At 63.8% G+C, this 26,561-nt stretch carries 25 protein-coding genes; 9 read left to right on the top strand and 16 right to left on the bottom strand.

What is annotated here, in order from left to right:
- The first annotated feature begins 209 nt into the window (after positions 1–209).
- Complete coding sequence (locus tag BLR66_RS01745; RefSeq protein WP_093279910.1) at positions 210–3,110, top strand: bifunctional diguanylate cyclase/phosphodiesterase; 2,901 nt, start codon at positions 210–212, stop codon at positions 3,108–3,110.
- A gap of 12 nt (positions 3,111–3,122) precedes the next feature.
- Here BLR66_RS01745 and BLR66_RS01740 read toward each other — a convergent pair whose 3' ends face one another.
- The 5 genes from BLR66_RS01740 to BLR66_RS01720 all read right to left on the bottom strand — a co-directional run bounded on the left by BLR66_RS01740 (position 3,123) and on the right by BLR66_RS01720 (position 9,450).
- Positions 3,123–3,764, bottom strand: a complete 642-nt coding sequence (locus BLR66_RS01740; RefSeq protein ID WP_176943727.1) for a Crp/Fnr family transcriptional regulator — start codon at positions 3,762–3,764, stop codon at positions 3,123–3,125.
- Between the two features lie 141 nt (positions 3,765–3,905).
- A complete protein-coding gene (locus BLR66_RS01735; protein ID WP_093279908.1) occupies positions 3,906–5,579 on the bottom strand; it encodes an AMP-binding protein in 1,674 nt (557 codons plus the stop codon).
- 136 nt (positions 5,580–5,715) lie between these two features.
- Positions 5,716–6,855: an SDR family oxidoreductase gene (locus BLR66_RS01730; RefSeq protein WP_093279907.1), complete on the bottom strand. Its 1,140-nt coding sequence runs from the start codon at positions 6,853–6,855 to the stop codon at positions 5,716–5,718.
- A gap of 254 nt (positions 6,856–7,109) precedes the next feature.
- A complete protein-coding gene (locus BLR66_RS01725; RefSeq protein WP_176943726.1) occupies positions 7,110–8,426 on the bottom strand; it encodes an aminotransferase class V-fold PLP-dependent enzyme in 1,317 nt (438 codons plus the stop codon).
- 100 nt (positions 8,427–8,526) lie between these two features.
- Positions 8,527–9,450 carry a M14 family metallopeptidase gene (locus BLR66_RS01720; RefSeq protein ID WP_093279906.1) on the bottom strand — a complete coding sequence of 308 codons (924 nt, stop codon included), beginning with the start codon at positions 9,448–9,450 and terminating at the stop codon, positions 8,527–8,529.
- 207 nt (positions 9,451–9,657) lie between these two features.
- Between BLR66_RS01720 and BLR66_RS01715 the strand changes: the two genes are divergently transcribed.
- The 3 genes from BLR66_RS01715 to BLR66_RS01705 all read left to right on the top strand — a co-directional run bounded on the left by BLR66_RS01715 (position 9,658) and on the right by BLR66_RS01705 (position 11,054).
- Positions 9,658–9,888 carry a DUF4287 domain-containing protein gene (locus BLR66_RS01715; RefSeq protein ID WP_093279905.1) on the top strand — a complete coding sequence of 77 codons (231 nt, stop codon included), beginning with the start codon at positions 9,658–9,660 and terminating at the stop codon, positions 9,886–9,888.
- A gap of 91 nt (positions 9,889–9,979) precedes the next feature.
- Positions 9,980–10,330, top strand: coding sequence for a hypothetical protein (locus tag BLR66_RS01710; RefSeq protein ID WP_093279904.1), 351 nt, complete (start codon positions 9,980–9,982; stop codon positions 10,328–10,330).
- A 118-nt stretch (positions 10,331–10,448) separates the two neighbouring features.
- Positions 10,449–11,054: a DUF1579 domain-containing protein gene (locus BLR66_RS01705; protein WP_093279903.1), complete on the top strand. Its 606-nt coding sequence runs from the start codon at positions 10,449–10,451 to the stop codon at positions 11,052–11,054.
- 239 nt (positions 11,055–11,293) lie between these two features.
- On the opposite strand, the gene BLR66_RS01700 is transcribed toward BLR66_RS01705, so the two are convergent.
- Together BLR66_RS01700 and BLR66_RS01695 are read right to left on the bottom strand one after the other, a co-directional pair.
- A complete protein-coding gene (locus tag BLR66_RS01700) occupies positions 11,294–12,196 on the bottom strand; it encodes a bifunctional helix-turn-helix transcriptional regulator/GNAT family N-acetyltransferase (RefSeq protein ID WP_093279902.1) in 903 nt (300 codons plus the stop codon).
- Positions 12,197–12,303: 107 nt separating this feature from the next.
- Complete coding sequence (locus tag BLR66_RS01695; protein WP_093279901.1) at positions 12,304–12,555, bottom strand: hypothetical protein; 252 nt, start codon at positions 12,553–12,555, stop codon at positions 12,304–12,306.
- Positions 12,556–12,879: 324 nt separating this feature from the next.
- On the opposite strand from BLR66_RS01695, the gene BLR66_RS19075 reads away from it, so the two are divergent.
- On the top strand, positions 12,880–13,161 hold the full coding sequence (locus tag BLR66_RS19075) for a hypothetical protein (RefSeq protein ID WP_176943725.1): 282 nt from the start codon (positions 12,880–12,882) through the stop codon (positions 13,159–13,161).
- Between the two features lie 127 nt (positions 13,162–13,288).
- Positions 13,289–14,305 carry a NosD domain-containing protein gene (locus BLR66_RS01690; protein ID WP_176943724.1) on the top strand — a complete coding sequence of 339 codons (1,017 nt, stop codon included), beginning with the start codon at positions 13,289–13,291 and terminating at the stop codon, positions 14,303–14,305.
- Between the two features lie 61 nt (positions 14,306–14,366).
- Here the strand turns inward: BLR66_RS01690 and BLR66_RS01685 are convergent, their stop codons facing one another.
- Together BLR66_RS01685 and BLR66_RS01680 are read right to left on the bottom strand one after the other, a co-directional pair.
- Positions 14,367–15,281: a VOC family protein gene (locus tag BLR66_RS01685; protein WP_093279899.1), complete on the bottom strand. Its 915-nt coding sequence runs from the start codon at positions 15,279–15,281 to the stop codon at positions 14,367–14,369.
- Positions 15,282–15,598: 317 nt separating this feature from the next.
- The gene (locus BLR66_RS01680) at positions 15,599–16,981 is read right to left on the bottom strand and encodes an SPFH domain-containing protein (RefSeq protein ID WP_093279898.1); all 1,383 of its coding nucleotides are present in this window, start codon (positions 16,979–16,981) and stop codon (positions 15,599–15,601) included.
- Between the two features lie 284 nt (positions 16,982–17,265).
- Between BLR66_RS01680 and BLR66_RS01675 the strand changes: the two genes are divergently transcribed.
- Both BLR66_RS01675 and BLR66_RS01670 read left to right on the top strand, forming a co-directional pair.
- Entirely contained in the window at positions 17,266–17,502 is a 237-nt protein-coding gene (locus BLR66_RS01675; RefSeq protein ID WP_093279897.1) for a hypothetical protein, read from the top strand.
- A 109-nt stretch (positions 17,503–17,611) separates the two neighbouring features.
- Positions 17,612–18,544, top strand: coding sequence for a tetratricopeptide repeat protein (locus BLR66_RS01670; RefSeq protein WP_093279896.1), 933 nt, complete (start codon positions 17,612–17,614; stop codon positions 18,542–18,544).
- Between the two features lie 62 nt (positions 18,545–18,606).
- On the opposite strand, the gene BLR66_RS01665 is transcribed toward BLR66_RS01670, so the two are convergent.
- The gene (locus BLR66_RS01665; protein WP_093279895.1) at positions 18,607–19,992 is read right to left on the bottom strand and encodes a vanadium-dependent haloperoxidase; all 1,386 of its coding nucleotides are present in this window, start codon (positions 19,990–19,992) and stop codon (positions 18,607–18,609) included.
- Between the two features lie 466 nt (positions 19,993–20,458).
- On the opposite strand from BLR66_RS01665, the gene BLR66_RS01660 reads away from it, so the two are divergent.
- Positions 20,459–21,838 (top strand): FG-GAP repeat domain-containing protein, encoded by a 1,380-nt coding sequence (locus BLR66_RS01660; RefSeq protein WP_176943723.1) that lies wholly within the window; start codon positions 20,459–20,461, stop codon positions 21,836–21,838.
- A 255-nt stretch (positions 21,839–22,093) separates the two neighbouring features.
- Here BLR66_RS01660 and BLR66_RS01655 read toward each other — a convergent pair whose 3' ends face one another.
- From BLR66_RS01655 to BLR66_RS01630, 6 genes are all read right to left on the bottom strand, one after another.
- Positions 22,094–22,549, bottom strand: a complete 456-nt coding sequence (locus BLR66_RS01655; RefSeq protein WP_093279893.1) for a hypothetical protein — start codon at positions 22,547–22,549, stop codon at positions 22,094–22,096.
- The gene (locus tag BLR66_RS01650) at positions 22,546–23,349 is read right to left on the bottom strand and encodes a restriction endonuclease (RefSeq protein ID WP_176943722.1); all 804 of its coding nucleotides are present in this window, start codon (positions 23,347–23,349) and stop codon (positions 22,546–22,548) included. Before BLR66_RS01650 ends, BLR66_RS01655 begins: the two co-directional genes overlap by 4 nt.
- A 45-nt stretch (positions 23,350–23,394) precedes the next feature.
- Positions 23,395–23,841: a hypothetical protein gene (locus BLR66_RS01645; protein ID WP_143014523.1), complete on the bottom strand. Its 447-nt coding sequence runs from the start codon at positions 23,839–23,841 to the stop codon at positions 23,395–23,397.
- Between the two features lie 338 nt (positions 23,842–24,179).
- Positions 24,180–24,863, bottom strand: coding sequence for a hypothetical protein (locus BLR66_RS01640; protein WP_093279890.1), 684 nt, complete (start codon positions 24,861–24,863; stop codon positions 24,180–24,182).
- A 184-nt stretch (positions 24,864–25,047) separates the two neighbouring features.
- On the bottom strand, positions 25,048–25,629 hold the full coding sequence (locus BLR66_RS01635) for a DUF6151 family protein (protein ID WP_143014522.1): 582 nt from the start codon (positions 25,627–25,629) through the stop codon (positions 25,048–25,050).
- A gap of 128 nt (positions 25,630–25,757) precedes the next feature.
- Complete coding sequence (locus BLR66_RS01630; RefSeq protein ID WP_255402367.1) at positions 25,758–26,255, bottom strand: Pvc16 family protein; 498 nt, start codon at positions 26,253–26,255, stop codon at positions 25,758–25,760.
- Positions 26,256–26,561 lie beyond the last annotated feature (306 nt).

Here is a 26,561-nt window from a genome sequence, read left to right as displayed (position 1 = left end):
GCACGGGTTTTCCCCGGGAAACCCGCATTCTCCCTCTTTAGCCGCCCGGCGCTTAAGGCGAATGCCGTCACGGTATGTGCAGCGGGCTACCCGTAGCATTACGGCGTGCTCGTCCCTGTCCGTCACCGAATACAGCGCCGTCTTTCCCCCGCGACGGGCGCTTGCGACGACAACGGCCGCAGCTCCATCAGGCCAGGGGAAAGGATGCAATGACCATACCGCGGTTAAGCAAGGCGAAAGCCGGGGATGCGGCGGTCGTTTCCGTGGGAATGGAAGAGGCGGCCAGCCGCCTGCTGTACGCCGCCACGCCAGCCGAGGCCATCGAAATACTGCTGCGGACCGATCGCCGCGCCACCGTACTGTGGTCGACGCGCTGGCCACGCGATATCGCCTGCCATCCTGCCGCACCCGACGATGCCACCCTGGTCGAAGCCGTGGACGCAGTGGCCACTACGCGAACCGGCGGCGTGCCTCCGGAGCATCTGCGCATTCTTCACGACGACGGCGACCAGATTGCGGCGGTGCTGCATTGCCCGGCCGGCTGCCCCGAACTGCTGGAGCCGGTTGCGCGCCGCCTGCGCGAGCTGCTGACGGTGCTGGGCATGCAGCAAAGCGTGTTGCGTCTGGAACAGGCCGAAATGCTGCAGCGCTCGCTGTATGCGATCGCCGACATGGCCGGCTCCGACCTGGACATGCCCGACATGCTGCGCGGCCTGCACCGCATCGTTTCCGGCCTGATGTACGCGGAGAACTTCTATATCGCCCTGTACGACAGCGGGCACGACAGTCTGCGTTTCCTGTATTTCGCCGATGTAGTGGACACACAGGAACTGGACCCCGATGTGGAAATCCCGCTGGCGCAGATCGAACGCGGACTGACCTGGTACCTGGTCCGCGACCGCAAGCCGCTGATGGGCTCGAGCGAGCAGCTACGCAAGCAGGTGTCCGGTCCGTTGCGTCTGCACGGCGCCGACAGCAGCGACTGGCTGGGCGTGCCGATGATGCGCGAAGGGCAGGTCCGCGGGGCGCTGGTCGTGCAGAGCTACCTCGAAGGAACGCAGTACACCACGGCCGAGATGAGCCTGCTGGCGTTCGTGGCCGAGCACGTACTCACCGCGCTGGAGCGCAAGACCACTCAAGAGGAACTGGAGCGCAGGGTCGAGGAACGCACGCGGCAGCTGGCCGAAACCAATTTCGAGCTGCGGCGCGAGGTGGTGGAGCGCGAACGCGGCGAGCGCCTGCAGGCGGCCCTCTACCAGATAGCCGCGCTCACCAATGTCGAGGACACCAACGAACACTTCTACCATCACGTGCACGCCATCGTCGGCGAGCTCATCGATGCCGAGAATTTCTACATCGCGCTGGCTTCCGACGACGGCGCCACCGTCTCGTTCCCTTACGCCAGGGACCGGCACGAACGCGATTGGAAAGCGCGCTCGCACCGGCGCGGCCTGACCGAATACATCCTGCGCACCGGCAAGCCGCTGTTGGTCGACGGCGCGCGTGCGCAAGCCTTGCTCGAAGCCGGGGAAATCGAACCGGAAATGATGGTCAAGCCGACGCTGATGTGGCTGGGCGCCCCCCTGCTGGGCGCGGAAGGCCCGATAGGCGTGGTCGCGGTGCAGAGCTACGACTCGGATGTCGGTTTCGACGAACGCGACGCGGAATTGCTGACTTTCGTGTCCTACCAGCTCGCCAGCAGCATCCAGCGCCACAAGGCCGCCGATGCCCTGAAGCAGGCCAACGCCTCGCTGGAGCAGAGGGTGGAAGAGCGGACCGGCGAATTGCGCGAACAGATCGTCGTACGCGAACAAATCGAAGCGCAGCTGCAGCACCAGGTCATGCACGATGCGCTGACCAAATTGCCCAATCGCGTCCATCTGCGCCATCGCCTGGAGCGCGGCATCGCCCGTTTGGCCCGCGACCCGGGCCAACGCCTGGGACTGCTGTACATCGACGTCGATCGCTTCAAGGTGGTCAACGACAGCCTGGGGCATCTGGCCGGCGACGAAGTGCTCAAGGAAGTCGCCCGGCGCCTCGCGAGCTGCGTGCGCGAGCCGGATATGGTCGCGCGCCTGGCCGGCGACGAGTTCGCGATCCTGATCGAGCAGGTCCAGATACCGGAAACCGTCTCCAAGATAGCGCAGCGCGTGCTGCAGTCGATGCGGCCGGCGATGACCGCGGGCGATCGGGAACTGCAGATTTCGGTCAGCATGGGCATCGCCATCATCGACGACAGCTACGACTCCACCGACCGCATACTGCACGACGCCGATCTGGCCCTGTACCGCGCAAAAGACGCGGGGCGCAACCGCTTCGTGTTGTTCGACCACGCCATGCAGCGCACCGCGATAGGCGTACTGGACCTGGAACAGTCCTTGCGCGAAGCGCTGCTCAACGACGAGTTCACCCCCTACTTCCAGCCATTGGTGCGGCTGGCCGATGAGACGGTGGTCGGCTACGAGGCGTTGCTGCGCTGGCAACACCCTCAACGCGGGATTCTGGCGCCCGGCGAGTTCCTGCAGGTGGCCGAAGACAGCGGGCTGATCCAGGCGATCGATTGGCGCATGTTCCGGCTGGCACTGGAATGCGGCCAGGGGTTGGTGCGCGAGGGCGGCTACATCACCCTCAACGTCTCGCCGCGCCTGTTCCAGCAGGAAGATTTCGACACGCGGATGCTGGAACTGACCACGGAAATCGGCTTCGACCCCATGCACCTGCGCCTGGAAGTGACCGAGGGCACTCTGCTCGGCGATCCGGAGGCGATGGTCGCCGTGCTGCAGCGGCTGCGCGAGGCCAAGATCGAAGCCGCGCTCGACGATTTCGGCACCGGCCATTCCTCGCTCGGCCACGTGCAGCGCTTCCCGTTGAAGATGATCAAGATCGACCGCAGTTTCATCGCTCCGTTCGAAACCGGGACATCGCCGCGCAGTTCCGCGGTGATCGGGGCGATCCTGGCCCTGGGCCACGCGCTGGGCGTGGAGATCGTAGCCGAGGGTATCGAGACGCCGCACCAGCGCGAGGTATTGGCCACGATGGGATGCGACTACGGCCAGGGCTATCTGTTCGGACGGCCGCAGCCGGTGGACCATTGGCTGGGCAAGCAATAAGCGCGATCGGGCTCACCAGCGCTTCGGCAGCATTTTCGTGAAGACCAGGCGCTTCTTTTCGTCTCTCGCCAGAAATCCTCCGCGCGTCAAATCGCGGAGGATGTGGTTGATCATCTCCCGCGTGGCGCCCACCCGGTCGGCGATCTCCTGCTGGGTCATGCTCGAGGGTACGATGCGGATGTCGCCCGGCTCGTTCAATGCGACCTGATTCAACAGGTCGACCGTTCGCTCGTAAACGTCGTGCAACGCCAGGCTCTTGCTCAACTGGGTGGCATGGCGCAGTCGCGCTATCAGCTTGTAGACCAGGCATTCGGCGAACTCCGGATAGGTCTTCATGAAACCGCGGATCGCCAACTCATCGATAACGATGCACTGCGAATCCACCACTGCCTTCACCGATGCCGACCTCAAGCCGCCGTCCAGGAAAAGTTCGCCGAAGAATTCGCCGGGCTGCAGGATGTTGTAGACCAGCTCGCGGCCTTTGCTGTCCTGAGTGAACACCTTGAGCTGCCCGGCGATGAGTATGTAGAGCGCGTCCGATACCTCGCCTTCCACGATCAGCATCTGGTTCCGCGCATACCACTTGGCATCCCCGCACTGCGCCAGCTGCGAAAGCAGTTCGGGGGACAGGGTGTCGGCGCGCTCTGCGGGCATGGCTCGCATATCTCCTTCGCTCCAGCCATTGGCCTGGAAGCATATCCCAAGTCCGCAAAGCTTTATTTATGGGGAACCGCAACCGCAGTGGCTGCCGTCCGACTGTGAATTATTTACGTTGCCGCCCGTCGGGCGGCTCCGCTAGCGCAGCTCTCTTCGCAATATCTTGCCGACCGCCGTTTTAGGCAGGTTGTCGCGGAATTCGATCCGCGTGGGTTGCTTGTAGCCGGTCAGGTACTTGCGGCAATGCGCGCGCAGATCGTCCTCGCTCAAGTCCGGATCCTTGCGCACCACGATCAGGCGCACGGCCTCCCCGCACTTCTCGTCCGGCATGCCGACCACGGCCGCTTCCAGCACGCCGGGATGCATCGACACCACGTCTTCCACCTCGTTGGGGAACACATTGAAGCCCGACACCAGGATCATGTCCTTGCGGCGGTCCAGCAGGAAGTAGTAACCCTGCCCATCCGCCTTGGCGATGTCGCCGGTGCGGAACCAGCCTCCGTCGAAGAAGGCCTCGCGCGTTTCCGCCGGCCGCTGCCAGTAGCCGGTGGTCATGTGCGGGCCGCGCGCGCATAGTTCGCCCGGTTCGCCGAGCGCAACCGGGTTGCCGCTTTCGTCGCGCAGGCTGATTTCCACATCGGCCAGCGCCAGGCCGATGGAGCCCACCGGATTGGGCGCGTCCCAGCGGTTGTAGGTGATCGCCGCGCTGGTCTCGGACAAACCGTAGCCTTCCACCACGTCCTTGCCCGTCAACGCCTTCCAGCGTTCGGCGGTGCCGCGGCGCAAGGCGGTGCCGCCCTGCAGGCACAGCTTCAGGCCCGAAAAATCCAGGTTGGCGAAGTCCGGAGAATTCAGCAGCGCGTCGTACAGCGTGTTCACGCCGGAGAAGAACGCCGGCTTTACCTTGTCGAAAGTGGCCACCAACGCCGGAATGTCGCGCGGATTGGTGACCAGCACCGAATGGAAGCCATGCGCCATGTCGAAGGTGAGGTTGCTGTAGGCGGCGATGTGGTACATCGGCAGGCAGATCATCACCACGTCTTTTTCCGGATCCAGGCAATGGCCGAAACATTGCTCGGCCGAAGCCACATTGGCGATCAGCGCGGTATGCGCCAGCACGGCGCCCTTGGATATCCCGGTGGTGCCGCCGGTGTATTGCAGTTGCGCCGTGTCGCTTGCCTTGGCCATGGCCTGCACGCGCGGCAGGCGCTTGCCTTCGGCCAGTGCCCGGGGCCAGCGCAACGCCATGGGAATACGGAATGGCGGGATCATTTTCTTGACGTGCTTCAGCACGGTGTCCACCAGCAGCGACTTCGGCCATGGCAGCATGTCGCCGACGCGCGTGGTGATGACGTGCCGCACGGCCGTGTCTTGCAGCGCCTCGGCGGCCACCGACCCGAAGTTGTCCAGCACGATCAGCGCCGCGGCGCCGGAATCTACCAGCTGGTGCCGCAGCTCGCGTGCCGTGTAGAGCGGATTGACCAGCACCGCGACCAGATCGGCGCGCAGCGTTCCCAGTACGGCCACGGGGTATTGCAGCAGGTTGGGCAGCATGATGGCCACGCGCTCGCCCGCCTCCAGCCGCAGGCCGTTGCGCAGGTAGCTGGCCAGATCGTCGCTCATGCGTTCGACGTCGGCGAAGCTCAGGGTGTGGCCCAGATTGGTGAACGCAGGCCGTCCGGCATGGCGCTGGCAGGCGGCGATGAGCATTTGCGGCAAGGTCTGGCCGCGGTCGAAGGCGTCGCTGGCGACGTTATGGAAGTCGGGCTGCGCCAGCACCGAGCTCACGTTGTTTCCGAACGGCTTGATCATCGCGACGCCCCCCAGGCGATTGTCGGTCGACAGAAGCCCTCCCCAGGGCTGTCCGCTACCTTACGCCGGGAAAGGGCGTCGTGCCATTTCTCTGGCACGCGCCCGTATTTGCCGGCGACACCGATGGGCGTCGGACCTATGCGCCCTTGCGTGCCTGCCAGGCCTGCAGCAGCTTGGTCTCCTGCTCGCGGGTGATGCCGGCCTTCACCGTCGCCTGGCGCTCGGCCGGCAGACTGCGGAACCACGCCAGCAAGTCGGTCACCGTCGTCGCCAGCGGGCGGAAGGTCAAACCGGCCTTGATCGCGCGCGCATTGCTGACCTGCCCATAGCCCGCATAGGGGTTGTCGTGCGAAGGCACCCAGATAGGGAACTCGACCTTGTTCTCTTCCACGAACGCCAGCGGCACACGGGTGAACTCGACCCCGCCGCCGGTGACCGCCTGGCAGCCATGCAGCATCGCGTCCATGCCCAGGGTGTAATCGGGGCCTACCGCGTTGAAGGTGCCGTAGGTGCCCGCTTCGGCCAGCCGCACCATCCATTCGCCCAGATCGCGACCATCGATGATCTGCACCGGATCGTCGCGGTCGCCCGGCACCAGCATCTGCCCGCCTTGCGCCACCCGCAGCGGCCAGTAGGTGAAACGGTCGGTTTCGTCGCGCGGGCCGACGATATAGCCCGGACGCACGATGGTGCTGCGTTCGCCGAACTGTTTGCGCACCTCCGCTTCGCTCAGCGCTTTCAGCGGGCCGTACAGGTTTTCTATGTCGGCGCGCAGCGTCTCCTGGGTTTCGGCCATCGCATCCTTGCCCTTGTAAGGAGCCAGCGCGGCGTCTTCGGTGATGCCCGGCTTGCTGCCGTCGGCATAAGTGGAGATGGTGGAAATGAAAAGATACTGCCCCACATTGCCCTTCAATGCCTTGCCCGCATCCCGCACCCAGAACGGCAAACTGGTCGGATTGTCGATGCAGACATCCCACTTCCGGCCCTCGAGCGATTTCAGGTCGCCGGTATTGCGGTCGCCATGCAACTGCTCCACTTCGCCCGGCCATTCCGGCGAAGGACGCTTGCCGCGATTGAACAGCGTCACCTTGTGTCCGCGCGCAAGCGCGTAGTTGACCTGGAACGGACCGGTGAAGCCGGTGCCGCCCAGGATCAGGATGCGCAGCGGCCTGGCCGCACGGGTTACCGGTACCGTGGACTGCGCCGCAAGCGCTGGCAGTGCGGTTGCGGCGGCGGTCAGCGCGCCGAGTTTGAGCAGGTCGCGGCGAGTGGTCATGCGGCATCTCCAGGACGTTGGCGGAAGCCCTACTCTCGCACCGGGTCCTCGCCGGGTGCGTGTGGCTTAAGTCGGGGGTGCGGCATTGCCGCCAAGAGGCGCAAAGGGAGCCAAATACCGTCAAACAGGCCGTAGGAGCGACGTAAGTCGCGAACACTCGCATGGCTTCGCGACTTACGTCGCTCCTACGGCCTCCTACGGCCTACGAACCTACGGAACATGGGGTACGAAAGAAATGGACTCCGAGCGCTTTCTCAACCCGAGATCTCCCGCACCGCCCTCACCGCGCGGTCCACCTGCTCGGGCGTGTTCACCAGACTCGGCGCCAGTCGCGCATAGGTGATCGCATAGGGGCTGGTGCTGGCGATGATGTTCTTGGTCAGCAGGCGCTTCACTACCTCCGCGGGCTTCATGCCGTCGACTTCGAACGACACCAGTCCGGCCGACAGTTCGCCCGACATCGGCGTGTGCATTTTTACCTTCGGATTCTCCGCCAGGCCGGCCTTGCACTGGTCGTTCAGCGCGCGGATGCGCGCGGCCACGCGCGCTTTTCCCATTTGCCGATGCATGCGGAATGCCGCCGCCGTGGCCCATTGATGGTCGTAGGCGACGAAGCCGCCAGGGCTCATGCGGTCGGCGTTGTTGGGCGTAGCGATAGCGGTCTGCTTTTCCCACGCCGTGTATTGATCGAAGTCGCTGAAACTCGGAATCAGCGGGCGCAGGCGGGCCCAGTTTTCCGCACTGGCCCAGACCAGGCCGGTGCCGCGCGGGGCGAACATCCATTTATGCGTGCCGGCGCAGAAATAATCGGCGCCCATGCTGGCGACGGTTTCGTCGGTGCTGCCCAGCCCGTGCACGCCATCGACCACCAGCAACAGCGGCGCACCGCTGCGCGCACGCAGCGCGGCGGAAATCTCGCGGATGGGCAGGCGGATGCCGCTGCTGGAATGCACCCAGGTCAGTCCCACCACGCGCGTGTTCGGGCCTATGCCGGCCAGCAACGCGGCGATCAGCGAGTCGGTGCTGGCGACGGCCGCATCGGCGAACAGCGGAATCATGCGCATGCTGGCGCCGGTGCGTTCGGTGGCCAGGCGGATGGATTCGTGGTGCGAATAGTGATCGTGCGTGGTGCACAACACCTCGTCGCCCGGCTTGAGCGGCAAACCGTGATAGACCAGGGCCAGGCCGGTGGTGGTGTTGGGAGTCAGGCATACCTCTTCGGCGCGGCCGCCCAGGTACTGGGCGATTTCGGTTTTCACCTGCAGCGGTACGTTGTGGGCTTGGTCCTCGAACAGTCCCTGTTCCACAACCAGGAAAGGATTGGAATCGATAGCGCGCCGGTAGCCTTCGATGGCCTCGCGCACGGGCGCCGGATGGCTGGCGATGAAGAAGCTGGCGAAATGCAGGTAGGCCGGGTCCAGTACGAACTGGGCGCGCACGGCCTCCCAATCGGACAAGTCGGCAGGCGGCGCCGCCTGCGCCGCCAACGCCGTGATCAATGCGGAAGGAAGCAAGGCGCCCGCGGCCAGGGCGGTCGGAGCGGTGAGGAAACGGCGTCGGCTCAGGGTCATGTGGACAGCTCCCGGGGCAAACAGATGCCCCATTCAAGATGCCAACGCCCTGACGCGGGAAGAACGGACAGCGCGGCTGCGCCGACCGGCTGCCTGCAGCCTATCGGCCGTGCGCCAGCATGAAATCCAGGGCCGCGCAGACCGCCGCGACCTGTGCGGCGTTACATTGCTCCGGGGTCGCGCGGGGACTGTCCGGGTATACCTCGGTGGTGGTGGTGTAGCGCGCGTTGGTGACGCCTGCACACAGGCCGAGCCGCTTGAAGGCGTATTGGATGACGCCGGGCGAGACCACCGGCGAGCCGATGATTTCGCCCTTGGCGTCGGCCGGCGCGATGTGGGTGACCTGGGCTACCGCCGCGATCACCGCGCTCTGGAAATCAGGCTGCGGATTGTCGGTGTCGTCGACCAGATAGAAGCCGTCGGGGATTTCACCCGGTTGGTACGGCTTGCCGTCGCGGGCGGCCAGTGCGGGACGGAACTCGGACTCGTCGCTGTCGGTGGTCTCGTGCAAGTCGATGTGCATCGACACACGATCGCGCAGCGGCGCGACCAGGCGCATCAGCGCGGCGGACTCCTGCGCCGGGCTGTTGTCGCGGAACGAACGGTTGGGATCCACCGCATCCGGATTCCAGCGATGGATCCGTTCGTAGGCCCAGGGGCTGATGCATGGGGCCACGACCAGATTGACCGAATTTTCATAGTCCGATGCACGATCTTCCAGAAACTGCAGCGCGCCATGCACGCCGCTGGTTTCGTAGCCGTGCACGCCGCCGGTGACCAATGCGACGGGAAGCTCTTCGCGCCAGGTGCGGCTCTCGAGGGCGAACAGGGGATAGGTATCGGGACCATAGTCCAGCCGGCCGTACTCGACCACATCGAAGCGCGAACGCAGGCCTTCGATCGCACGCACCACGTCGGCTTCGTAACTGCGCTGGCGGGTCTGCCGCGAACGCCAGGCCGCGACTTCTCCAGGTCCCCAGGGCTGTCCGGGCGTGCCGATGGGATAGAAAGCCTGGGTCGTCATCTGATCGCTCGCTCTGCTGGTGTCGTCCGGAGAATGCGGAATTTTACCATCGCAGCCGCCTTGGCCTTGCGCTGCCCATGCAATACAGGCCCGCGAACTTTTTTCAACAGCGTGTCGATTCCGCCCTCGCCCGTTCGTCGTCCAGCAAGAGCATCGCTTCCCTCCCCCGGTTTGCCTGCCCTCCCTTCCCTTCAACGAGCCGCCTTCATGTCCTTCCAAGCCTATCTGGACAATATCCAGACCAAGACCGGCAAAAGCCCCGCCAACCTACGCGCCCTCGCCGCCAAAAAAGGGTACGCCAACTCGAAGGGCCTGCTGCCCGGAGTCAAGGCCGGCGACATACTCGCTTGGCTCAAACAGGATTTCGGGCTGGGCCACGGCCATTCGATGGCCATCGTGGCGCTGTTGAAAGGTACCAGGAAGGAAGGCGACCGATGACGCCTACGAAAATCGCAAACCGACCGACCTCCGTCGCATCGGCTGCCTCTGCAAATGACCCCCAAACACCACACCACTCTCGGAGACAATCATGAAGAACTTCCTGGCGATCTTTACCGGCTCCCCCGACGCGATGGAGCAATGGAAATCGCTCGACGCCAAGACCCGAGAGCAACGCGAGCAGGCCGGCATGCAGGCCTGGCAGAACTGGGCCACCAGCAATGCCAAGAACATCGTGGACCAGGGCGCACCGCTGGGCAAGACCAAGCGCGTCACCGCCGAAGGCATCGCCGACATCCGCAACGCAATGGCCGCCTATACCGTGGTCAAGGCCGAGTCGCATGACGCGGCCGCCAGGATGTTCGAGAACCACCCGCATTTCTCGATCTTCCCCGGCGACGGCGTGGAGATCATGGAGTGCCTGCCGATGCCGGAGATGTAGAACCCGCTTCGCGTCGCCGCGGCCAGCCCACCACGCTATCCGTTTTCACGTGTTTTAAGCACCGGGTGGCGCACATAGTGCGCGTGCTCGATTCCCGTCCCAGCCAAGGAGATTCGCCATGATCCGCAAGCACGCCGTTTCGATGACCGCCCTCGCCCTGCTGTTCGCCGGCCCCCTAGCCGCGCAGGAAGCCGCCGGGCCGAAGATGACGCCCGAGATGCAGGCGATGATGGAAGCCTTCCAGAAAGCCGGCACGCCCGGCGCGCAGCACCAGCAGCTGGCTGCGACAGCCGGCACCTACGATCTGACCGTGAAAGCCTGGCACGCCCCGGGCACCGAACCGACCACCGATACCGGCACCGCGACGCGCAAGATGATCCTGGGCAATCGCGTGATGGTGGAGGAAGTGACCTCGCAGATGATGGGCCAGCCCTACAACGGCCAGGGTCTGCATGGCTACGACAACGTCACCGGCAAATACTGGGCGACCTGGAGCGACAGCATGAGCACCGGCCTGATGGTCAGCGAAGGCAGCTGCGACGCCAAGCTGGCTTGCACCTACACCGGCACCTATCACGACCCGGTGACCAAAAAGCCGCAGACCACGCGCATGACCAGCCGCTGGCCCGACAAGAGCACCGAGGTTTTCGAAATGTACGGGCCAGGCATGGACGGCAAGGAAACCAGGATGATGGAAATCACCTACAAGAAGCGCGCGCAGTAAGGCGGCCGATAGGCAACCCGGGATGGACCGTCATCCCGGCGAAAGCCGGGATGACGGTTCGGTTGGGTCGTGCCCTTTTTCCTGGCGTCCTTCCGGCAAATTTCTGCAGTGCGTAGGAGCGACGTGAGTCGCGAAACAAGCGCGCGGATTGCAGGCCGGTTGGGTGCCGGAAGGATGGGGCTTCGCGACTCACGTCGCTCCTACCTCCTCCGAGCCAGTGCCATAACCGCGTTGAGGCATCAAGCGGGCCCACCGTGCTTGAGCTCCCGCTTCTCGAACCAATGGTGGGCGTAGGGATTGTCGTTGTAGCGGGGAATTTCGCGGTAGCCGTTGCGGGCATACAGCGCGCGGGCTTCGGTCAGCGCGCTGTTGGTGTCCAGCTGCAGCGTATCCAGGCCCATCCGCGCGGCCTGTTCTTCGATCGCATCGAGCAGGCGCTGCGCGATGCCCAGACCGCGCGCGTCGGGCGCCACCCACATGCGTTTTATTTCGCCGAGCTTGCGCCCGGTCTTCTTCAAGCCGCCGCACCCGACCGGACGCCCGTCCAGGCGGGCGATCAGGAACTGCCCTGCCGGCGGCACGAGTTCTTCGGGATTGGCCGACACCGTGCGCGCCGGGTCGAATCCCGTGTCGAAGCGTTCCTGCAGTTCGCGGAAATACGCCTCGATGCACAGGCGGGCATCCGCACTGGCAGGATCGGCTGGCTCTATCGTTACCGCCGATGCGCGCATCAGCCGCTCCACTTCCGCCATCGCCGCGGTCATGCGCTCACGCTGCGCAGGGCCCAGCGAGGCCAGCAGCGAAGTCGCGAAATCCTGCGAATGGCGATCGAGCGCGTCGAACTCCCGCAACCCTTTGCGGGTCAGCGCCGCCCGCCGCACCCGCCCATCGCCGGCGGCGCGCTGCGAAGCCACCAGGCCCTGCGCCTCCAGCGAGCGCAGCATGCGGCTGAGATATCCGGAGTCCAACGAAAGCCGTGCGCGCAGATCGCGCAGGTCCGCGCCGCCCCTGCCGATTTCGAACAACAGCCGCGATTCGCCCAGCGGACGGCCGCGGCCCAGGTAATCGTCGGACAGCACCCCGATCCGCTGGGTGACGGCCCGATTGAAGTTGCGAACTTGCCGGATCTGGTTCTCGTCCATTTATCTGACTTTAGTCAGACAAATGGACCGTGTCAATGCGCCGGCAACGCAGAGGCGGAACCGCCGGATGTCGGCAGCGACAGGAATTCAAACCCGCTTCGCGTGCCTCAGGGCACCTCGCATTGCCAGATCGAACTCGCCAGCCAGAGGTTGGCTCTGGTCACGTGGTTGTACACCTCTCCCACCGGCGTCCCCGCTTGCGCCGTGCATTTGGTGACGGCGTCGGCGCGGGCGTTCTCCAGGGCGATACCAGGGTCATAGCTCTGGCCTTGTCCGCTTACATACACCACGGCAGCCAGGGCCGTGCCGGAAATGGGCAGAAGCAGCGCCAAAGCAATGGCGATGGAATATTTCTTCATTCTCGCTCTCCCGAAACTGGTACGGATGAATTTCCATTCGATCACGGCGCATGCAGGCAGCCGTGAAAATCGGGTGACAGGAATGTAAAAGCGATTCCCGGTTCTTTCGCGTGCGCGCTTCCGCAAGGCAAGGTCCTCCCTCTTGCGCCAATGCGTTGCGAAGCCCGCGTCCGCTAGCGATAGCGGACGCCATCAACGCGCGCGGTCGGTCGGTGGGTGTTCGGCAAGAGTGAACCGGCAGACAATACGGTGTTAAATCCACGCATCCGTTTATCCGCCGCTCGCGCATCGCCGTCTAACGGCGAGTGTTGCAGGATGATGGACATGAGAATCATCGCCCGCGACTACTCCAAGCGGATAACCCCGAGTCGGAAACGCCACGACATGGGCATGATGGCCAGCGAAATCGCGAGCCACATCCCCAGGATGTGGATGCGTTCCTCTTCGGAAGACGACTTCTGGCGCTGGTTCTGCGGCGAGGCCCAGTCGGTGATGAGGAATGCGGCCGACCTCAAGGAGAGAAGCCGGCTTCACGCGCGCCTGCTGGCCGCTCTTTCCCACGCTGGATTGCCGCAACCTCCTCCGAGTTTCCGGATCAAGTGCTGAAACGAACTCCGGTTACGGCAAGGTCCTCGGACAAGTGCTCCGCTTCCGTCAGCGCAGTGGCAGCTTTGCCCCGCCCTCTGCGTTGAAGGAAAGACAACGGCCCCCGCCGTTGCCTCAAGGAGCAGCAATGAAAGCATTCGTCACCCTGGCCCTGGCCGCCCTCTTCGCCTGGCACCCCAACGCCCACGCCCTGTCCTGCGGCGACACCATCAGCAGCGACACCACCCTCACCGCCGACCTGCACTGCACCACCGGCTGGAACGCGCTTTACATGCCCGTCGGCGGCGTCACCCTTCGCCTCAACGGCCACACCATCAGCGGCGGCGTCGGCCTGGAAGGCCTTTCCGTGTTCAGCGCCAGCAACGTGCGCATCCTGGGCCCGGGCCGGATCACCGGATTCTGGACCGGAGTGAACGCCACCCGCGCCGACTACCTCACCGTGCAGGGCGTGGACTTCGACAACACCAACGCCGGCGTCATCGCCAGCGACACCCTGGGCACCTATCTGCAGGGCAACGATTTCCGCAACATCAACGGCTGGGGCGTGTATATCGTCGCCTTCCCCGGCGCCAGCCGGCCGGTATTGGGCGCGCACACCATCGCCGATAACCTGGTGCTGGAAAGCGTCGGCGGCATCTCCGTCTGCGGTCATGCCAACTCCGACAATCTGCTCAAGAACAACACCCTGCAGGGCATCCGCGACTACGGCATCCATATCTTCGACGGCAGCGGCAAGAACGAGATCCGCGACAACCAGTTGCTGAAGATCGAAAACACCGGTCTGGTGCTGCGCGCCAGCCGCGACAACACGGTCAAGAGCAACAAATTCGATTACGGTCTTACCGGCATCGCGATGATTCCGCAGTTCACCGGCGGCTGCCCTACCGGCCCCTACACCTCGGCACAGGTGCGCGACAATCTGATCGAAGGCAACAGCATCTTCAAGCAGACCACCGGCATCATGGCCGGACTGGGCGGCAAAGCCGCGCTGGTGCAGAAGAACCGTATCGGCTACAACAAGCTCTACTACGACGGCACCGGCATCTACTTCAACACCGATACCTACGCCAACGACGCCACGTTGAACGCCTACACCGGCACCACCACGCCGGTGGATGACCACGGGGTTTCCAATACCTGGTGAACGCAAAGGGCCGGGTTGAGGAAAACAACCCGGCCTGCGGCGATATCTCCGGCGGGGTTCGCTACTTGCCCCGGCCCGCCGCTTCTATCGCCGCAATGTCCACCTTCTTCATGTCCAGGAACGCGCGCATCACCCGGTCGACGGTAGCGCGGTCGCCGGAGGTCATGAATTCTTCCAGCACCACCGGCGATAGCTGCCAGGACAAGCCGTAGCGGTCTTTGCACCAGCCGCATTGTTCGGCCTCCGGCACGCTGGACAGTTGCGCCCAGTGGCGGTCCAGCTCGGCTTGATCGCGGCAGTGGACCAGGAACGAGATCGCCTCGTTGAAGGCGAAGCCGTGCGGATGCGCGCTGTCCATGGCGGCGAACCAGGTCTCGCCCAGGCGGAAATCCGAAAACATGACCGTACCGGCCTTGTCCGGCGCCGCGCCTTCGGGATAGCGCACGTGTTGTCCGGGTTGCGAGTCCTCGAACACCGAGCGGTAGAAGGCTCCTGCTTCTTCGGCCTTGCCGCACACCTCGCCGGTGAACATGAGCGCCGGTACGATCGCCGGCCGTGGTTCGCCGGCCGGGTCGGTCAGTATCAGTTGCCAGGACAGGCCGTAGCGGTCCTGCACCCATCCAAAGCGCGGGCTGAAGGGGTACGCGTCCAGCGGCATCAGCGCTTGTCCGCCGTCGATCAGCGCGGCCCAGGTACGGTCCAAGCGCGCCGCCGCGTCCGCTTCCCGCGAAGGATCGAAGTTGACGAAGAACGACACCGACGGGTTGAACTTGAAATGCGGCCCGGCGCTGATGGACATGAAGGGCTGGCCGTGCAGTTCGAAGGACACTACATCGCAGTCGCCCGATGGCGTGTCGTGGATCTGCACGACGGACTGGATGCTGGAGTCCGGAAAGACCGAGCAGTAGAACTCGGCGGCCTCTTTGGCCTGGGTGTCGAACCACAGGTGCGGGGTGATGGGTTTGGGCAGGGACATGCGGGATTCCTTGGCTGGGGTCACGTCTCTACGACGATCCTGGGCACCCTAAATCGACAGCGGTTTCGCGGAGGTGATTGTGGGTGCCGATTCGGGGCCGCATACGACCCCTCCCCTCGTGAATGCTTCCCGACATTCCTCAAAAAACACGTCGTTGCCGGCAATGCCGTAGGAGCGCCGTAGGAGCGACGTAAGTCGCGAATGAGCTTAAATCGTTCCGGTTCGATCCATTCGCGACTTACGTCGCTCCTACGGCGGTTCTACGGCGCCTCTACGGCGCTTCTACGGCCCGGGGTTTCGCCTACGCGGTCTGGGGCTCATTCCGGTTTTTTGTTCGCGAATTTCTCCAGCACCTTCTTGCCCTCGGGCGACTGCGCCAGACCTTCCAGCATGCTGGCGATCGCGGTGCCGCCATCGGCGGAGAACAGGTCCATCACGCTGGACAGTCCCTTGCTGGGAGTACCGGCGTTGGAGATCACCTTGACGTCGGCCGACTTCAGCGCTTCGGCCTGGGCCGTGCCCACCGCCTGTGCGGCTTCGATGTTGCGGATGCCCAGCAGGTAGTTCTGGTAGCCCTGGTCGCTGCCTATCTTCTCGGCCAGCTTGATCTGCGCGTCCACCGGCGCCATCAGGATCGCGGTTTCCGCGGTGCCCTTGGCGCTGCCTTCCACCGCGATGCCCTCGGCGTTGCGCTTGGCCGCTTCCAGCTTGCCCTCGGCGGTGAGCACGGTCTGCTGCTTGCTGCCCTCGGCCGAGACGATGGCCACCTGCTTGGCCGCGTCGGCCTGCACAATGGCCACTTCCTTGGCCTGGGCGGCGGTGATCACCGCCACTTCGCGGTTGATCTCGGCGCCGCGCACGTTCTTTACCTGCACTACGTCCATTTCCTTGGCCGCGGTTTCGCGCTGCTGCACTTTCACCTGCTGGGAGGATTGTTCGTTGGCCACGCCGACGTTCTTCTCCTTCTCTGCGGTGCGCAGGCCCACCTGCTCGGCCGCCTGCTGGCGCGACATCTCGATCTCGCGCTTGGCGGCGATCTCGGCCATCTCGGCCTGGCGGGCGTTGTCGGCCACCACCAGCCGCGATTCGCGTTCGATGCCGGAGGTGCGCTTGGCCATGATGTTCTGGATCACTTCGCTTTCCTTGGAATCGCGGATGTCCATCAGCTCGATGTTCTTGATCGCCTCCACGCCCCATCCGCCCAGCTGCGGCGTCACTTCCTTGGTGAAGGCTTCTCCGAAGCGGCTGCGGTCCAGCATGATTTGGTCTATTTCGTGCGCGGCCAGCACGGTGCGCACGGAGCCCTGCACGATGGCGGTCAGTTGTTCCTTGAGTTCTTCGAACGAGGCCACGCGCTGGGCGGCGGTGTTGGAGTCGCTGATGCGGAAGAAGGCCATGACATGCACCAGGAACGGCACGCGCTCTTTGTCGTAGGCGGCGTAGTCCGGCAGGTCGATGGAGAAGTTGGACACCGGCAGCGTCACCCGCACTAGGCCGATCATCGGAATGCGCGAGGGCCATTCGTAGTAGGTGTTGCTGGCGAAGCCCTTGCCGTAGGAAACGGTGTTCTTGCGGGTCTGGACGATGTGGACTTCGTTGACGGGCACCACGCGGCGCAGGGCGATGGTCCAGAAGAACAGGGAGATGCCGATAAGGGCGGCCACGGCGATGGCGGCCAGCATGAGGGTGGTGCCGAGCATGGAAGTTCCTGGGGTCTGTGCAAGGACGGCCAGTATAGGGGCCCGTAGGGTGGGCCCTGGCCCACCATCGCCATGGATCCGATCGCATTGGCGCCGGAACCAAGGGCGGTGGGCCAAGGCCAACCTATGGGGTCAATGTAAGCACGTTTTCGTCGCCCTATTCCCGGCTTGGTCGGTCGTTAGGGCGTTTTGTCGTGCGCCGGTTGCCAGTCCACGCCGAGGGTCGCAATCTGCTCTCCGCTGCCACCTCCGGCAGCGCCTATGACGCGTTTGGGAGCTCTGAGTTGAAGACACTGTTTGCCGTGGTTGCCTGGTGCATTCTCTTTGTCCTGTGCTGGCCGCTAGCCTTGCTGGTCCTGGTGCTCTGGCCCCTCGTCTGGCTGGTCGCCTTGCCGTTCCGGCTGGTCGGCATCACTTTCACCGCACTGTTCGCGTTCCTGCAGGCGCTGCTGTTCCTGCCCGCCCGCCTGCTTGGCTGGCGTCCGCGGCAGGCACAGGGGCCTCACGCTGCAGCGGCCTGACCCTCCTCTGTGCGGGCCGAGCCGTCCGGCCGGCCCGCCCGGTCCACGCGTCAGCGAACCGGGACAAAGGCTAGAATCCCGGCTGTTCCTTTGTGCACATTCCCGATAAATGCAGAACCCCGATACCGACGATCTGCACGAGCAAGCCTACGCGGCATTCGAACGGGGCGCGCTGAAAGAGGCTTCCATTCGTTTCGCGGCGCTGCTGCAGTCCGACCCCGACTGGGCGAACTATCACTACATGCAAGGCTTGGTGCACAAGTACCTGCGCGATTGGCCGACCTCGCTTCATCACAACTTGCGTTCGCTGGAGCTCCGCGACGAGCCCGACGAATCGTCGCAATGGAACGCCGGCATCGCGGCAACGGCCCTGGGCGAATGGGCCGAGGCGCGTCGGCAGTGGCGCGCTTGCTCTATCAAAGTTCCGGAGGGCGATGGTCCGATCGAGAAGGACTTCGGTGTCGTAAGCGTCCGTCTCAATCCATGGGGCAGCGGCGAAACATTGTTCGCGCGGCGTATCGATGTGGTGCGTGCACGGCTGTTGAATGTTCCGCTGCAGGAAAGCGGCCATCGTTTCGGCGACATCGTGCTGCACGACGGCGCAAGCACCGGCGAGCGGGAACTCGACGGCCGTCGCGTACCGGTGTTCAACGCCCTCGCCCGCCTCACGCCTTCGGACTTCCAGACGTTCGTGGCGTTCGTCAGTTGCGACCAAGCGGATGATCTGAACGATCTTCTGGAATCGCAGGCCCCGGGCCTTGGTTATATCGAGGACTGGACCAGCTCCGTCGTCTCCTTCTGCCTGCGTTGCAGCTATGGCGCTGCGCATCGCCACGATGCAGGGGGCAACAAGGATGCGTGGGAACCGGATCGCAATCTTGGCGTAGCGGCGCAGAGCCGCCATTCGGTGACGCGGCTGTTGGAGGCATGGCAGGCGAAAGGCCCCGGCCGACGCGTGGATGCCATCGAGGCACGGGAACATGCGGTGCCGGTGCCGGAGGATGGCTTCGCCTGGTGGCGTGGCCCTGAGGAAGACGAATAAAGGGGGCGGAGGCGATTAACGCAACTTGATTGCCTCCACCACCTTTAGTCTGAGAATCCGCCCTACGGCCGCAGATAACCGGAATAAACCCAGTCCGCGACTTTGTTGCCCATGCGCAAACCCGCAGTGCAGCCTTCCAGGAAGTGGAGGCCTCCGTAGACGCGCGAAAGCGCCTGCTCGTTTTCCGCCTGCGTCAGAGTGCGGTAGCTGCGGGCGATCGCCTTCGGCGGCAGGTCCGCCAGCGGCGCCGGCAGGGGTGTGGCCGTGGCGTTCACGGTGCGCGTGAAGGGAAGCGCGTCGCGGTGAAAGAAGCGCCTGAGGGTCTGCGCGGCGGCGCCGGTCAAACCGGTGGAGGCGCAAGGGTAATCCGGGTACGGCGGCGTTTGCAGGAACGGCCGCCAGGTCGGATCTGTTCGCGTGAACAGGTTGCCGTCGTTGGCCCAGCGGATCGCGGTCACCGGGCGCCAGAAGCTGTAGAAGTACTTGCTCTCCATGTTGGTGACATGGGTGTCGGAGATGGAGATGTTGAGCAGCGCGAACAGCCGTGCGTGCTGCCAGCGGTCCAGGCCCCGGTTGGCTACGATCAGGCGCGTGTTGGCGTTCCATTCCAGTCCGCCGCCGGCCCAGAAGCGCGCAATGTCGCTCATCGGGGAATCCGGCTGGATTCCACGTACGCGCGCGTCGCCTACGGATTTCACGAAGTTGTACTCGAGGGCGTAACGCAGGCCGGACAGCTTGAAGATCTCGCCACGCGGGGCACGGAATCGGGTGGGGCTATCGAGAGCAAACGGGGTGACCGCGGACCAGCCGGTGAAGGCCGGCACGGTGACTGCGGGGAACTCCGGCGCCGGCGTGGGCTGGTGCACGCCCGGCGCGGCCGGCCGCGTATAGGCGGGCAAGTTGGGCGTGCCCGATCCATCGATCGGTGTCAGGGTCATGCCGGCGGGCGCGTAGCGCAGGGAGAGGATCTCGTCGGCCGCAGCCTCGCCCGCGGCGATGCCGGCCGCCTCGGCGGCGTCGGGCGCGCCCGGGCCGATCGCGGCGGCGTAGGCGGCATTGATCGCTGCGATGGCTGCTGCACGGTTCGCGTCTTCGGCCGGTGTGGTCGCAGGCAACGCGCCGATCATGCCGATCAGCGCAGTACGCGATGCCGCCGCGATGGCGGCGTCGGCGGACGCACCGGCAGCGGCCGCAGGCAGCGTGTTGTAGGTGTCGTAACGCGAGTCGATGGTGTTGAGCGCGTCGTGTACGGCGATCGAAGCGATCGCCATCATGCGTGCCTGCTGCTGCGGTCCGCCAAAGCGCGGCGCAACTACCGGGCCGCTGGCGAGGGCATTCCAGTCGGTCACCGAATCGGCTTGTGCCGGCAGGGCAATGGCGAGCAGCAGTGCGGCGGCGAGCGGTGGCCGACGCGCGGGGCGGAGCAATTTGTGGAGAGAAGAGGTCATGGCAGTCATCCATTCGGGTAGGGACGCGCCTCCCCCAATGCCCGGTTGACCGTGCAGACGCACCAGTTAATAACGTAGAAATCCATGCGCACCGGCAATGCGGGAGAAAAAAGAGTTATGCGCAATTTTAAGAGGTAGTCGGCGCCTGAATAGGAGCGGCGTATCCGCCGCTGAAGTCACGTCAACCCGTGCACAAAGGCGACACCTGGACCGCGAGTGCCAGCCGATTGATCTCACCCTCGCTGCTGCCGTCAATTGACCGTGATATCTTCGCGTGAAAGGGGAAACAGGGGTAATGGGGATGCGCTTGGCAATGGCTTTTCTGGCGTGTGCGCTTGGCGCATTCGCTGGTGTATATCACTGGACTTCAGAACGACACGGTGCCTACGAGACTTCGCCACGCCGTGCGCAGGCACTCGAAATCCAAGCGGCACCGCAGTCCGCACCGCTAACAGAATCATCGCGCATGCGTTTAGTTGCGGCCCGGTCCGTACAGTTCGCAGCCGCATCAACGTCGGCTGAGGCCTTTTACAGGTTGGCGGCAATCTCGCTGGTCAGCCCCGTAGATACAGTTGCAATCGGTGACGTCACCGGCGACGGCCGCAATGACGTCATTGCCTCCACGCATCACATCCAGGCGGGTGCCGTCAGCCCGAGCGACTACAAGGTGTCGGTCTTCGTCCAACAGGCCGACGGCCGCTTGGCGCCACCGTTGCAGGCGTCATTTCCCGGTTTCACGATGCATTCTGAGAACAAGGGTTTCGCGCTGGTCGATTTGAACGAGGACGGATTCCGCGACATCGTGCTCGGCTATGGCGAGGGGCTCTACATCTTCGAGGGCGCAGCATCCGGCCAACTCTTCGGCCGGGACGTGCCGAATGTGTCCGGTTCAGTCAAGGCCGTGGTCGCACTCGACATCAACCACGACGATCACGCCGATCTCGTCACGTTCGACGACTTCCGCATGAGGGTTTATTTGGGAGATGGCCATGGAATGCTCCAGAACACCTTCACCGTTTCCACATACCCAGTGGAGGTAAGCAACCTCAAATCGCATATGGCACCGGGCGACCTCAACGGTGACGGCCGGATGGACCTGGCCTTCTTCAACGGATTCAATCAAGGCGCCGTGTTCGAGCAGACCGAGAGCGGGACCTTCGTGCGCCGGGTCTATGTGCTGAACCCGTATCCAGAGGCTGTCTTCTCAGCCATGGCGGTGGCGGATTTCGATAGCGATGGCGACCACGATCTCATGTTCGCCACGCACGCGACGGATCGGAACCACCCGACGGCCAAGCACTACCTGTACAGGCAGTCCGGCGGCCAGCTTATAGCGCCCGTGCAATGGGGCGCATACGCAATAGCGTCGGCAATGATCGGCGCCGATATGGACCGCGATGGCCGCGAGGACCTCCTTACGGTGCGCACTGCCAATGATGTGTTGGCGTCAGTCGGGTACTCGCGACAGATGCCTGACGGCAGTTACGACACTGAGGTCCGCTTTCCGCTTACCGCGGCGCTGTACTCCACAAACCCTCGTGGCATTGCCGCCGGCGACTTCACTGGTGACGGCTGCAGCGACATTGCGGCGGTAAGCGGCGCCAGCCTCGTCTTGCTTCAGGCCGCGTGCGTTCCACTCAGGGTCATGTCTGGACCATTGCCACCGCGACTGGGGCAATCGCCAACCGCCGCATCAAGCAGCCCGGTTTCGGCGCAGACCATCGTGCCCATCGATGACATGACCCTGGTCCGGCCCGCCAGGCGATCTGCAAAGCCGATCGCCGAACCCCGCCCGGGCGTACCTCGAGCCGTTCGCCAAACGTCCCGGCCTAGTAACCATCCCTAGACCCGTTCTATGGTTGAGGTCCGTAGGGTGGGCCTTGGCCCACCGCTCTTGGTTCCGACGCCAATGCAATCCGATCCGATCCGTGGCAATGGTGGGCCAAGGCCCACCCTACGGGGTCTTTAGTCGGCCCCCTTTTGTCGCCATCGGTCCTAGGTCGTCATCCCAGCGAACGCTGGAAGCGCTCCTCAACAGCCGAATGGCTGGTCATCCATCTTGATCTTCGCGCATGCCAGCCGCAGGCCGGCTTGGTTCAATCTAGGCGACAGGTTTCCGCGCCAACGCATACCAGGCCGCGTAGGCCAGCAGGCAGACCGCCACGCTCCATGTCAGGTTGGCAAACGAAACAAGGCCCCCGAAGGGTTGATCGACCATGGCCATCAGCAACAGGTTGACCGCAACGGAAAACGCAAGACCGAACAGGAAGGATGTCAGGAAAACGGCTGCAAGCTGCAGGAACTGGCGCTTGAGCGTCGTACGCAGGAACGAGAAATACAGAATGAAACTGGCAGCCGAGACGATCATGTCATCGACCCCAATGCCATAGATCTTGTGGCTCGAATTCAGGAAGCCACTGACGATGTAGACCGCTGCCGTCACAGCGAAGACCAGCGCGCCCCACGTGAGAATGCGCCCCCATCGGATCGGCGCCTCTGGATTAACGAGCTCGGCAACCGCAGCGCCGGGCGGCGCATAGGGGTCTTGGTGCGTCACTGTTCGGCCTCTGCAGCGGCCTGCTCTTCGTTTTCTTCCAGGATGCGCATGGACTCTGCGTTCTTGCGCTTCCACTCCTCCAGTTCGGCATCGGTCATGGCCGGCTCTGTACGCGCTGGCGCTTCAGCCGTGGTTTCCGACGCAGGCTGCTGGGGAGTGACGTATGGCGCGGGGGTTTTCTGGGGACGCAAGACGGTTCGTTGTGGAAGCGTCACGTCGATTGGACGGCTCATGAATCCATAGGTAAGACGGAAGAATCCGTACAGCGTCAGGGCGGCAAACATCAGGGAGCCGAACAAGAGCAGGGAGCGTCGGCCAGCAAACATTTCCTTGCGCTTCCGATAGTAAGGCGTGGCCTTCGGCAAAGGCGGTGGTTGTGTTGATGCGAGGACGTCGAGCTGCGGGCCGAGCATGGCACGCAGGGAGTCGCCATCGACGAGTTGGATGTGGCCTTGGCGGGTAGCGGCTTCGCGGGCGGCCTGGGTGAATTCGCCGCTGGTGATGACGATGGCGCCGGTGGCGTTTTCGTTGACCTTGATGCCGAGCAGTTCGTGCACGGCGTTATGGGTGACCTGCTTGGCGTTCCAGTGTTTGCATTGGACCAGGACGTATTCGTTGTCCTTGCGCAGCTTCAGGTCGATGCCGCCATCGAAACGGGTACGGCTGCCGCCGGTGCCCACATGATCGACGTTCCAGCCCTGCCCTCGGTAGTAATCGGCCAGCATCGTCTCCAGCTGGTCCCACCCCACCCGCGCCAATGCGTCGTCGCGGCGGTTGCGTACGTTCTTCAGTCCGGTCATTCCGTCCCCACGGAAGGCGATGGGCATTGCTGCCCGTGGCTCATCCTACTGGGTCTGGGCTGGCTTCTGGTAGTTGGAAACTTTGCTGGCGACTTGGGGGTGGTCGCGGTAATAGGCGGCGTTGTCGGCGAGTGCGTGCCAGCGTTGGTGGTCGGTGAGGAGGCGGGTCAGATGGCGGAGGGTGCCGGTCAGGGTGATGTGGGAAAGTGTGGGTGGGTCGGTGGCCAGGCTGGCGTGCAGGAGTTCCAGCAGGCAGTGGATGCGGTCCAGGCAGTCGTCGGATTCGAGTTGTGCCGCGGCGCTGATGCGGTCGAGGGTTTGGGGGTCGCAGGCGGCGATGCCGGAATCGGCCAGTGCGCAGGCGCTGCCGCCCTGGAGCAGGTTTAGCAGGGTTTCCAGCGGGGTTGGGCCTTCGGCCAGCCCGGGCGGGATGTCTGCGAAGGTGAGTCCGGCGGGTTCGTTGAATGCTTGGCGCAATTCGGGTTTTGTCATGGCGACGGCTTCCTTGGTCTGTGGTGCGCACGGGCGCTTGTGCATGGCTGATCCATACAAGGTCCACCCATAGATACCGGACGCTGAGCGCGTTGGATACTACGAATTACGTAACCCTACCCACGTTTTCCGGATATCTGAAAACCAGATATGGATTGGATGTCTGCAGACCGAATTCTTCGGGGCGTGCGTTCCACCCACAGATCGTCAACCCGGCGAAAGCCGGGATCCATCTATGCGTGCACGGACGGTTGGATCCCGGCGTTCGCCGAGATGACGGACTGTTGACTACGGGCCTCCGACGCATGCCGCGGCAAGTAGGCAGGCCCTCGAATGGCTTATCTGCGTGTCGTCGTACTTGCCGGTTCGTCTCTGGTCGCTTCTGCGAGCAGGATTTCATAAGTGTCTAACCGCAACTTCAGGCGTATCAGCCACCAGCCTCCCAGATACAGCAGCAGTAGCGCCCAAAGCAAAAGGCCAGCAGCTAGGTTGACTTGACCCAATGCCTCCCAATCTCCGAACTCCCAATCCTTAAACTGAAAATAGAGTGCCACCAACACAGGCAGTACGCCGAGACGCTCAACACCACCAGTGAGCAGGCCGAGACGGAAAGTCATGGAACCCTTGCGGTCGCGTATGTACATCAACTTGCGAGAAAGATCTTCTTCCTTGTAACTACGAAGCCAATCCAAGAAGCGCATGTACTCGCCGTAGTCATGATCCAGCTCCTTTGCATAGCTGCGCTTGGACGCATGAAACATCTTCCAATTACGACGAATGAATGCCGCCATCGAGATTGCGAAAAACGCCAGCTCTAAGATCAATCCAATCCGAACTATGCGGACACCAGTCCAGCCGTCAACTAACGTTCCAATCAGGCTCGCCATTCCGGCAGAGAATAGGCCAAGAGCAAATGACCAGCGCTCAATGTGGCCAGGTGGAGCATCGTTTGTTTCTTTGATGTACTCGTCTACCTTCGCGTCGAGCTGTTCAAACGTGAGGTGTTCTCTTCTGTTATCCATCCGTAGCCTCGGCGCCCTCTCAGCGAGAATAGATAGTATCCAATGAGTCTACAGATCCATACAGTGGGTCAGCCCACGCAGGCGATGACCAGCTTCACTACTGAAACCCACCGAATGTCGGCAACACCAAATGACCATCTTCGCGGAGTAGACATGCGGCCGAACCCGCTATACGGGTTGCACCCTACGCTGTCGAGCCCGCCCCGCTCTGGCGCACCAATGACAGTTGGCGTGCGAATCGGCTGCCCCTCCCCATCAAAAAACAACATCGGTCCCTGCCCCCGCAACCGCGCCCCAACATCCCCCGCACTATCCGCAACCCACCAGTAACAAACCCCACCGGCGTCGCCTTCACCTTCCCCCGCGCCGACCCCGAATTGATCACCGTCTTCCCCCTCGGCCCCAACGCCGCATCCATCTCCCTGGCCGGCCACAAACCCATAGCCACAACCCCCACATAAGCAATCCCGCCATCGCGCGAGGTATTGCCCAGCGGCGTACGGCAACAGGCCGCATACCAGCGCAATATCCCCTTCCCGCTAAGCGACATGCACGCAATCTGCTCGCTGCCGGCCGTGATATGCACCCCCGCCGGATTCATCGCCACCATATCCGTACCGCCCTGCGCATCGGCCACCCCGGGCCGGTCCAGCCAGCGCGCATAGGCCTGGCAATCCTTGCAGTAACAAGTGGCGCGCACATAGACCTGGTCCGTCTCCACCCTGCCCTGCACCCGCCCGCATTCGCAGCGCAATGACAATGCCATGGGAAAGCCCTCGCCCGACCTGATACACGCTTGGTAACGCCGCTCGCGTAGAGAGGCGTGAAAGTACGGGCGGATGGCTTTTCTGTTGGTTTGCTGGGGTGGCGGGCAATGCCCGCCCTACGGCCGCGTCAGGCCGCGACTGCCTGCCAAACCGCCTCGGCCCTGCAGAACACCCCGCCCCGCTGCCGCATGCCACTGGCCACCCACACCTGGCACTGCTCGCCCACCGGCAACTCCAACACCCGCCACTGCACCGTGAACGCCCCCGGCGACAACGCAGCCAACCGGTCCGGCTCGGACAACAACGCAGACAGCGACTGACGCTCCCGCACCGGCGAATCCACCAACGCATGCAGCGCCGCGCCCAGCAGCTCCAGCTCCTGCAGCGCCTCCCCGCCCAGCCCACTGACCAGATAGTCCAACTGCAACCCCAACTCCGGCCGCGCCCGCCGCCCGTCAGACCCGATCATCGGCACCGCCCGCGCCAATGGCAGCACCCCGATACGGAACAGATGCACCGACAACCCCGACATCGCCTCGCCCTCGGGCGAAGGCGGCCCCACCAGCACCGGCATGCCCGCCGGCACCGCCGCCTGCAACAACCCGCGCAACGCATCGGTGGACACGGCAATCAACTGATCGGACGACATGGCGACCTCCCCCAGCACTGACCGCCTGCATTAAGCCCAAGCCACCCCTTCATTGCAAATCTGCGCCGCGGCGCTGTAGGAGCGACGTGAGTCGCGAAGCTCCAACCTCTTCGGAACCTTCAGCGTTTCCCGCCACGGATCATCGGGTTGCGGTATGCGAGGGCGGCTGGATTTTTCAGGGTTTCGCGGCTTACGCCGCTCCTACACAAAGGCGGGCGGCTGCGGTCCTGTTACCAGATCAGATCGTTAGGACGTTGTAGGAGCGACGTGAGTCGCGAAGCT

It is taken from the genome of Pseudoxanthomonas sp. CF125, from assembly GCF_900104085.1.
Classification (GTDB): domain Bacteria; phylum Pseudomonadota; class Gammaproteobacteria; order Xanthomonadales; family Xanthomonadaceae; genus Pseudoxanthomonas_A.
This window is presented reverse-complemented; position numbering and strand designations above follow the sequence as displayed.

Bases quoted from the DNA above. Each gene is read 5' to 3' on its own strand.
- BLR66_RS01745 (WP_093279910.1), top strand. From the start codon at position 210: ATGACCATACCGCGGTTAAGCAAGGCGAAAGCCGGGGATGCGGCGGTC.
- BLR66_RS01740 (WP_176943727.1), bottom strand. From the start codon at position 3,764: ATGCCCGCAGAGCGCGCCGACACCCTGTCCCCCGAACTGCTTTCGCAG.
- BLR66_RS01735 (WP_093279908.1), bottom strand. From the start codon at position 5,579: ATGATCAAGCCGTTCGGAAACAACGTGAGCTCGGTGCTGGCGCAGCCC.
- BLR66_RS01730 (WP_093279907.1), bottom strand. From the start codon at position 6,855: ATGACCACTCGCCGCGACCTGCTCAAACTCGGCGCGCTGACCGCCGCC.
- BLR66_RS01725 (WP_176943726.1), bottom strand. From the start codon at position 8,426: ATGACCCTGAGCCGACGCCGTTTCCTCACCGCTCCGACCGCCCTGGCC.
- BLR66_RS01720 (WP_093279906.1), bottom strand. From the start codon at position 9,450: ATGACGACCCAGGCTTTCTATCCCATCGGCACGCCCGGACAGCCCTGG.
- BLR66_RS01715 (WP_093279905.1), top strand. From the start codon at position 9,658: ATGTCCTTCCAAGCCTATCTGGACAATATCCAGACCAAGACCGGCAAA.
- BLR66_RS01710 (WP_093279904.1), top strand. From the start codon at position 9,980: ATGAAGAACTTCCTGGCGATCTTTACCGGCTCCCCCGACGCGATGGAG.
- BLR66_RS01705 (WP_093279903.1), top strand. From the start codon at position 10,449: ATGATCCGCAAGCACGCCGTTTCGATGACCGCCCTCGCCCTGCTGTTC.
- BLR66_RS01700 (WP_093279902.1), bottom strand. From the start codon at position 12,196: ATGGACGAGAACCAGATCCGGCAAGTTCGCAACTTCAATCGGGCCGTC.
- BLR66_RS01695 (WP_093279901.1), bottom strand. From the start codon at position 12,555: ATGAAGAAATATTCCATCGCCATTGCTTTGGCGCTGCTTCTGCCCATT.
- BLR66_RS19075 (WP_176943725.1), top strand. From the start codon at position 12,880: ATGAGAATCATCGCCCGCGACTACTCCAAGCGGATAACCCCGAGTCGG.
- BLR66_RS01690 (WP_176943724.1), top strand. From the start codon at position 13,289: ATGAAAGCATTCGTCACCCTGGCCCTGGCCGCCCTCTTCGCCTGGCAC.
- BLR66_RS01685 (WP_093279899.1), bottom strand. From the start codon at position 15,281: ATGTCCCTGCCCAAACCCATCACCCCGCACCTGTGGTTCGACACCCAG.
- BLR66_RS01680 (WP_093279898.1), bottom strand. From the start codon at position 16,981: ATGCTCGGCACCACCCTCATGCTGGCCGCCATCGCCGTGGCCGCCCTT.
- BLR66_RS01670 (WP_093279896.1), top strand. From the start codon at position 17,612: ATGCAGAACCCCGATACCGACGATCTGCACGAGCAAGCCTACGCGGCA.
- BLR66_RS01665 (WP_093279895.1), bottom strand. From the start codon at position 19,992: ATGACCTCTTCTCTCCACAAATTGCTCCGCCCCGCGCGTCGGCCACCG.
- BLR66_RS01660 (WP_176943723.1), top strand. From the start codon at position 20,459: ATGCGTTTAGTTGCGGCCCGGTCCGTACAGTTCGCAGCCGCATCAACG.
- BLR66_RS01650 (WP_176943722.1), bottom strand. From the start codon at position 23,349: ATGACCGGACTGAAGAACGTACGCAACCGCCGCGACGACGCATTGGCG.
- BLR66_RS01645 (WP_143014523.1), bottom strand. From the start codon at position 23,841: ATGACAAAACCCGAATTGCGCCAAGCATTCAACGAACCCGCCGGACTC.
- BLR66_RS01640 (WP_093279890.1), bottom strand. From the start codon at position 24,863: ATGGATAACAGAAGAGAACACCTCACGTTTGAACAGCTCGACGCGAAG.
- BLR66_RS01635 (WP_143014522.1), bottom strand. From the start codon at position 25,629: ATGGCATTGTCATTGCGCTGCGAATGCGGGCGGGTGCAGGGCAGGGTG.